Source organism: Geomonas sp. (assembly GCF_035254065.1).
GTDB lineage: Bacteria > Desulfobacterota > Desulfuromonadia > Geobacterales > Geobacteraceae > Geomonas.
Genome location: NZ_DATFBA010000241.1, coordinates 1 through 3,816 on the forward strand (window position 1 = coordinate 1; position 3,816 = coordinate 3,816).

Annotated in this window: 4 protein-coding genes; all 4 read left to right on the top strand. The window is 61.4% G+C overall.

Annotated elements, in window-relative coordinates:
• Positions 1-329: amino acid--tRNA ligase-related protein (locus VJ604_RS11235; RefSeq protein WP_324082528.1), on the top strand; the 329-nt coding region annotated here is incomplete at its 5' end.
• A 326-nt stretch (positions 330-655) separates the two neighbouring features.
• A complete protein-coding gene (gene bioB / locus VJ604_RS11240) occupies positions 656-1,642 on the top strand; it encodes a biotin synthase BioB (protein WP_324082529.1) in 987 nt (328 codons plus the stop codon).
• Positions 1,643-1,665: 23 nt separating this feature from the next.
• A complete protein-coding gene (gene bioD / locus VJ604_RS11245) occupies positions 1,666-2,385 on the top strand; it encodes a dethiobiotin synthase (RefSeq protein WP_324082530.1) in 720 nt (239 codons plus the stop codon).
• A gap of 10 nt (positions 2,386-2,395) precedes the next feature.
• The gene (bioA, locus tag VJ604_RS11250) at positions 2,396-3,757 is read left to right on the top strand and encodes an adenosylmethionine--8-amino-7-oxononanoate transaminase (protein ID WP_324082531.1); all 1,362 of its coding nucleotides are present in this window, start codon (positions 2,396-2,398) and stop codon (positions 3,755-3,757) included.
• Positions 3,758-3,816: the final 59 nt, after the last annotated feature.

Consider the following 3,816-nt stretch of genomic DNA (forward strand, 5'->3'; position numbering starts at 1 on the left):
CCGCCTGCTGCGGGGCGCTAGCCCGGCTTAAGAAGGATGATCCGACCGTCGCGGAGCGCTTCGAGCTCTACATCGGGGGGCTCGAGATCGCCAACGCCTTCTCGGAGCTGACCGACCCGGTCGAGCAGCGAAAGAGGTTCGAAGCAGAGACGTTAGAACGCGCATCGATGGGAAAGGCAGCCTACCCCGTGGCGGAGAAGTTCCTCGCCGCGCTGGCGACCCTACCCGAATCGGCCGGCATCGCACTTGGCCTCGATCGGCTGGTGATGGTGTTGCTCGACAAGGAAAGCATCGACGAGGTAGTGGCATTCACGCAGGAAGAACTTTAACCTCTAGCAATTTCCGCCCCCGCCGGCAGTCCTCCCTGTTCATCACTGTTGTCTCAATCTTCTTCGCTTCAACGTATTTTTACTCCCCCTCACCCCCTTGGGGGAGAGGGCTGGGGTGAGGGCGGGGCCTTTCCTGGCGATGAGGCGCCCTCACCCGGCCTGCGGCCATCCTCTCCCCTGAAGGGGCGAGGGAAACACAGTTGCGGGACCTCCCGTCCTTCGTTCCGTGCCGTTCCTTGTCTCTATTTACCCTCCTTGTCAACCACCTGCTTCGATAAGGTTGACAATGGTCGGCCGGCGTGTTAAATGACGCGTGGGAGGAAGTCATGGAAAAATTAATCAAAGGTATTGTCGACAAGGTTTTAGCTGGGGGAGCCCCTACTCCCGAAGAGGCCCTGCGCCTCTCGGAAGCTGAAGGTTCCGCCGTTTTCGATCTCTTCCGCGGCGCTTCGAAGATCAAGGAGCAGTTCGTCGGTAACGAGGTGCACCTCTGCTCCATCATCAACGCCAAATCGGGACGCTGCTCCGAGGATTGCGCCTTTTGCGCCCAGTCGGCTCATCACAAGACGGACGCCCCGGTCTACGGCCTGGTCGAGGAAGAGCGCATGCTGGAGTCCGCCCGCGCTGCCGAAGAGAGCGGTTCCGCCTGTTTCGGCATTATCACCAGCGGCACTACCGTGCGGGGAAAAGAGTTAGACAGCATCCTGGCGGCGCTGCGCAAGATCAGGAAGGAGACCTCCATCCTCCCCTCCTGCTCGCTCGGCATCATCGACGAGGAGACCGCCCTCAAGCTCAAAGAAGCCGGGATGGACACCTACCACCACAACCTGGAGACGGCGGAAAGCTTCTTCCCCAACATCTGCACCACCCATCCTTATGAGGATGACGTCAATACGGTGCGGGCGGTGAAAAAAGCCGGCGTCAAAGTCTGCTCGGGCGGCATCTTCGGCCTCGGCGAAAGCCCGGCTCAGAGGATCGAGATGGCCTTCAAGCTCAAGGAACTGGACGTCGACTCGGTGCCGATCAACTTCCTAAACCCGATCGAGGGAACCAAGCTGGAAGGGGCTTCCCACATCACGGCGCAGGAATGCCTGAAGACCATCGCCCTTTACCGCTTCATCCTGCCGGGCAAGCGGATCACCGTCTGCGGCGGCAGGGAGAAAAACCTGCGCGACCTGCAGTCCTGGATCTTCTTCGCCGGAGCCAACGGGACCATGATCGGCAACTATCTCACCACGCTGGGGCGCAACATCAACGTTGACCTGAAGATGTTCTCCGACCTGGGGCTGACCACGGTGATGTGCGCTCACTAGCCCCTTTCTTATGAGGTAATGGAATGTCTTGCAAAGGAATCTTCATAACCGGGACAGACACGGGAGTCGGCAAGACCATCGCCGCCGCTGTCATCGCCAGGCTGCTCAAGAACAGGGGACTTTCGGTGGGCGTGATGAAGCCGGTAACCAGCGGCTGCATCGAACGTGACGGCCAGTTGGTTTCGGAGGACGCCGAGCTGTTGGCTTTCGGCGCCGGCACCACCGTCACGCCTGACTCGGCCCCCTATCGGCTCAAGGCCCCGCTGGCGCCCTCGGTCTCCGCTTCACTGGATGGGGTAAGGATAGACTTCCAGGTAATCGCCGATTGTTACAAGCGGCTGGCCGAGAAATTCGACTACGTCATCGTCGAGGGAGCCGGGGGGCTGATGGTCCCCCTCGCGGGCGGCCTGCTGATGGCCGATCTCGCCTTGCAGCTCGCTCTGCCGGTCGCCGTGGTGGCCAGGCCCAACCTGGGCACCGTCAACCATTCACTGCTCACCACCTTCTGCGCGCGCACCCTGGGGCTCAATGTCAAAGGGGTGATAGTCAACCGGTACCCGGAGCATCCGGATCAGGCTGAGGAATATGCACCGCACATGATCTCTTCGCTGTCCGGATCGCTGCTTCTTGGTGTCTTCCCTGACATCAAGGGTGACGACGAGAGAGCCGTCGTGGAAGGGGTGGCAGCTGCCCTGGAGAAGGACCCGGCAACTGCCATCATGCTGCGGGAGATGTTCGATTAAGGAGTCCATTGTGGAAGAGCTTGACACCAAAACGCTCAGGAAGTACGACAGCGATTATCTCTGGCACCCGTTCACCCAGATGAGCGAATGGGAGGGGGCGGAAAACCTCGTCATCACCCGCGGCGAAGGCTCCTACATCATCGACTCGGAGGGGAACCGCTACCTGGACGGCGTGGCCGCCATCTGGACCAACGTGCACGGCCATTGCCGCCGCGAGATAAACGAGGCCATCAAGGAGCAGGTGGACCGCCTGGAGCACTCCACCCTGCTGGGGCTCACCAACGACCGCGCCGCGCTGCTCGCCAAGCGACTAGTGGACATCGCGCCGCCGGCTCTTTGCAAGGTCTTCTACTCCGACAACGGCTCCACCGCCGTCGAGATCGGCGTGAAGATGGCCTTCCAGTACCAGAACCAGACCGGCCATCCCGAGAAGACCAAGTTCATATCCTTCACTAACGCCTATCACGGCGACACCGTCGGCTCCATGAGCGTGGGCGGCATCGACATCTATCACGAGGTGTACGCCCCCCTTCTCTTCCCCACCATCAAAGCGCCCTCCCCCTACTGCTACCGATGCACCCTCACCGAAGATCGGGACTGCACACGCTGCGGCATGCTCTGCCTGAAGGAGTTGGAGCGGCTCATGGAGCAGCATGCCCACGAACTGGCGGGGTTGGTCATTGAACCGGCCGTGCAGGGTGCCGGTGGCATGATCGTTCACCCCGAGGGATTCCTCAAGCGTGTGCGGGAGTTGTGCGACCGGTTCGACGTGCTGATGATCGCCGACGAGGTGGCCGTCGGCTTCGGGCGTACCGGGGCCATGTTCGCCTGCGGGAAAGCGGCGATCACTCCTGACATCATGGCTCTTTCCAAGGGGATCTCGGCGGGGTACCTGCCGCTGGCCGCTACTCTCACCACCAGGAAGGTCTACGACGCCTTTATCGGCTCCTATGCCGAATTGAAGACCTTCTTCCACGGCCACACCTTCACCGGGAACCCGATCGCCTGCGCCGCCGCCTTGGCAAGCCTCGACCTCTTCGAAAGTGATAAGCTGCTGGAAGCGCTGGTACCGAAGATCGCCTATTTGAAGGAGCGGCTGCAAAAGCTTGCCGGCCTGCCGCACGTCGGCGACGTGAGGCAAGAAGGGATGATCGGCGGCATCGAACTGGTGGTCGACAAAGAGACGCGGCAGCCCTACCATTGGGAAGAGCGGGTCGGGGTACGGGTCTGCCTGGAGGCCCGCAAGCACGGGCTGTTCCTGCGTCCGCTGGGCAACATCATCGTCATCTTCCCGCCGCTGGCAATTTCCCTGAATGAGCTGGCCTTGCTGATGGACGGCATTGAGGCATCCATCCGGGCGGTTACCGAGTAAACCGCACGGATGGGGACTGGCTCCGAAGGTGCCTGTCCCCTTGGCGCCCCCGAACAGGG

Bases quoted from the DNA above. Each gene is read 5' to 3' on its own strand.
- bioD (WP_324082530.1), top strand. From the start codon at position 1,666: ATGTCTTGCAAAGGAATCTTCATAACCGGGACAGACACGGGAGTCGGC.
- bioB (WP_324082529.1), top strand. From the start codon at position 656: ATGGAAAAATTAATCAAAGGTATTGTCGACAAGGTTTTAGCTGGGGGA.